The organism is Xanthomonas sp. MUS 060 (assembly GCF_000963215.1).
Taxonomy (GTDB): Bacteria; Pseudomonadota; Gammaproteobacteria; order Xanthomonadales; family Xanthomonadaceae; genus Xanthomonas_A.
Genome location: NZ_JZIM01000047.1, coordinates 2,501 through 6,117 on the forward strand (window position 1 = coordinate 2,501; position 3,617 = coordinate 6,117).

The following is a 3,617-nucleotide window of genomic DNA, read 5'->3' on the forward strand; positions in this document are numbered from 1 at the left end:
TGGGGAAACCCACTGCTTCGGCAGTATCCTGCAGTGAATTCATAGCTGCAGGAAGCGAACCCGGTGAACTGAAATATCTAAGTAACCGGAGGAAAAGAAATCAACCGAGATTCCCTAAGTAGTGACGAGCGAACGGGGACTAGCCCTTAAGCTGGTATGGTTTTAGAAAAACAACCTGGAAAGGTTGGCCATAGAAGGTGATAGCCCTGTATTTAAAAGGGCCATACCAGTGAAGACGAGTAGGGCGGGGCACGTGAAACCCTGTCTGAATATGGGGGGACCATCCTCCAAGGCTAAATACTCCTGACCGACCGATAGTGAACCAGTACCGTGAGGGAAAGGCGAAAAGAACCCCGGAGAGGGGAGTGAAATAGATCCTGAAACCGTGTGCGTACAAGCAGTAGGAGCTCGTAAGAGTGACTGCGTACCTTTTGTATAATGGGTCAGCGACTTACTGTTCGTGGCAAGCTTAACCGTATAGGGGAGGCGAAGGGAAACCGAGTCTGATAAGGGCGCATAGTCGCGGGCAGTAGACCCGAAACCGGGTGATCTAGTCATGCCCAGGGTGAAGGTCAGGTAACACTGACTGGAGGCCCGAACCCACTCCCGTTGCAAAGGTAGGGGATGAGGTGTGATTAGGAGTGAAAAGCTAATCGAACCCGGAGATAGCTGGTTCTCCTCGAAAGCTATTTAGGTAGCGCCTCATATGTATCCTCTCGGGGGTAGAGCACTGTATAATGGGTCAGCGACTTACTGTTCGTGGCAAGCTTAACCGTATAGGGGAGGCGAAGGGAAACCGAGTCTGATAAGGGCGCATAGTCGCGGGCAGTAGACCCGAAACCGGGTGATCTAGTCATGCCCAGGGTGAAGGTCAGGTAACACTGACTGGAGGCCCGAACCCACTCCCGTTGCAAAGGTAGGGGATGAGGTGTGATTAGGAGTGAAAAGCTAATCGAACCCGGAGATAGCTGGTTCTCCTCGAAAGCTATTTAGGTAGCGCCTCATATGTATCCTCTCGGGGGTAGAGCACTGTTATGGCTAGGGGGTCATCGCGACTTACCAAACCATTGCAAACTCCGAATACCGAGACGGACTGTATGGGAGACACACGGCGGGTGCTAACGTCCGTCGTGAAAAGGGAAACAACCCAGACCCACAGCTAAGGTCCCAAATTCACTGCTAAGTGGAAAACGATGTGGAAAGGCATAGACAGCCAGGAGGTTGGCTTAGAAGCAGCCACCCTTTAAAGAAAGCGTAATAGCTCACTGGTCGAGTCGGTCTGCGCGGAAGATTTAACGGGGCTAAGCAGTGAACCGAAGCTTGGGGTGCATCGCGATAAGCGATGCGCGGTAGAGGAGCGTTCCGTAAGCCTGCGAAGGTGGATTGAGAAGTCCGCTGGAGGTATCGGAAGTGCGAATGCTGACATGAGTAACGATAATGCGGGTGAAAAACCCGCACGCCGAAAGCCCAAGGTTTCCTTGCGCAACGTTAATCGGCGCAGGGTGAGTCGGCCCCTAAGGCGAGGGCGAAAGCCGTAGTCGATGGGAAGCAGGTTAATATTCCTGCACCTCGCGTAAGTGCGATGGAGGGACGGAGAAGGTTAGGTGTACCGGGCGTTGGTTGTCCCGGGGAAAGGCGGTAGGTTTGGATCCTTGGCAAATCCGGGGTCCTTTAAGACCGAGCACCGAGACGAGTCTTTGAGACGAAGTCACTGATACCACGCTTCCAGGAAAAGCTCCTAAGCTTCAGCTTACGCAGACCGTACCGTAAACCGACACAGGTGGGTAGGATGAGAATTCTCAGGCGCTTGAGAGAACTCGGGTGAAGGAACTAGGCAACATGGCACCGTAACTTCGGGAGAAGGTGCACCCTTTTTGGTGGCTCGTGCGAGCTATAGCTGAAGAGGGTCGCAGAAACCAGGCCGCTGCGACTGTTTATCAAAAACACAGCACTCTGCAAACACGAAAGTGGACGTATAGGGTGTGACGCCTGCCCGGTGCTGGAAGGTTAATTGATGGGGTTAGCCGCAAGGCGAAGCTCTTGATCGAAGCCCCAGTAAACGGCGGCCGTAACTATAACGGTCCTAAGGTAGCGAAATTCCTTGTCGGGTAAGTTCCGACCTGCACGAATGGCGTAACGACAGCGGCGCTGTCTCCACCCGAGACTCAGTGAAATTGAAATCGCTGTGAAGATGCAGCGTTCCCGTGGCAAGACGGAAAGACCCCGTGAACCTTTACTATAGCTTTACACTGAACGTTGAGTTCGTCTGTGTAGGATAGGTGGGAGGCTATGAAACCATGGCGCTAGCTGTGGTGGAGCCATCCTTGAAATACCACCCTGTCGTGCTTGACGTTCTAACCTAGGTCCGTAATCCGGATCGGGGACCGTGTATGGTGGGTAGTTTGACTGGGGCGGTCTCCTCCTAAAGAGTAACGGAGGAGCACGAAGGTACGCTCAGCGCGGTCGGACATCGCGCACTGTGTGCAAAGGCATAAGCGTGCTTGACTGCAAGATCGACGGATCAAGCAGGTACGAAAGTAGGTCTTAGTGATCCGGTGGTTCTGTATGGAAGGGCCATCGCTCAACGGATAAAAGGTACTCCGGGGATAACAGGCTGATACCGCCCAAGAGTTCATATCGACGGCGGTGTTTGGCACCTCGATGTCGGCTCATCACATCCTGGGGCTGTAGTCGGTCCCAAGGGTATGGCTGTTCGCCATTTAAAGTGGTACGCGAGCTGGGTTCAGAACGTCGTGAGACAGTTCGGTCCCTATCTGCCATGGGCGTTGGAGATTTGAGAGGGGCTGCTCCTAGTACGAGAGGACCGGAGTGGACGAACCTCTGGTGTTCCGGTTGTCACGCCAGTGGCATTGCCGGGTAGCTATGTTCGGAAGCGATAACCGCTGAAAGCATCTAAGCGGGAAGCGCGCCTCAAGATGAGATCTCCCGGGACACAAGTCCCCTAAAGGAACCATGTAGACTACGTGGTTGATAGGTCAGGTGTGTAAGTGCAGCAATGCATTGAGCTAACTGATACTAATGATCCGTGCGGCTTGACCATATAACCTCAAGGTGCTTCCAAGCATCCCTTAGCACGACACACGTCGAATGCTTCACAATCGCTCGCTACATCACACCCCATGAGAGGCTGGCGCCATGCCATCCTCGGCCCTCCCAAACAGGCCGAGCGATCGCAACGGCGACACTCCAACCGTCTCCCTGGTGAAATTAGCGTTGTGGAACCACCCGATCCCATCCCGAACTCGGAAGTGAAACGCAGCTGCGCCGATGGTAGTGTGGCTCAAGCCATGCGAGAGTAGGTCATCGCCAGGGGCTTCACCCCAAATCCCCGTCCCAACAGGACGGGGATTTTTTATTGCCACAAAAAAACAAACATCACCCTCAACCGACAACCCCTCGCTTCAACGCCGCCGCCGCCCAGCGCCGAGCAACCAACGGCGAGCTCATGCACACCGCAACATCACTCACCGTCGCCACCGCACGCTCCAATAACTGGATGTCTGCCTCGTGCTGACGCGCGACATGCGCATCCTCAAAAAACAACGCTCGATGGCAAACTCCTGACAACACGCTAGAGGCAATCTGCGCGTCTGACC

At 54.2% G+C, this 3,617-nt stretch carries 2 rRNA genes and 1 pseudogene (1 of these 3 cut by a window edge); 2 read left to right on the top strand and 1 reads right to left on the bottom strand.

The features are described 5' to 3' along the window. Window positions 1–3,061, top strand: a 23S ribosomal RNA gene (locus tag XANALMUS060_RS16420) (it extends 118 nt beyond the left edge of the window). A 157-nt stretch (window positions 3,062–3,218) separates the two neighbouring features. Then, window positions 3,219–3,333 (top strand): 5S ribosomal RNA (rrf, locus tag XANALMUS060_RS16425). Between the two features lie 69 nt (window positions 3,334–3,402). Here rrf and XANALMUS060_RS22405 read toward each other — a convergent pair. Continuing rightward, window positions 3,403–3,617 (bottom strand): annotated as a pseudogene (locus tag XANALMUS060_RS22405) (methylglyoxal synthase); the annotation flags it as partial.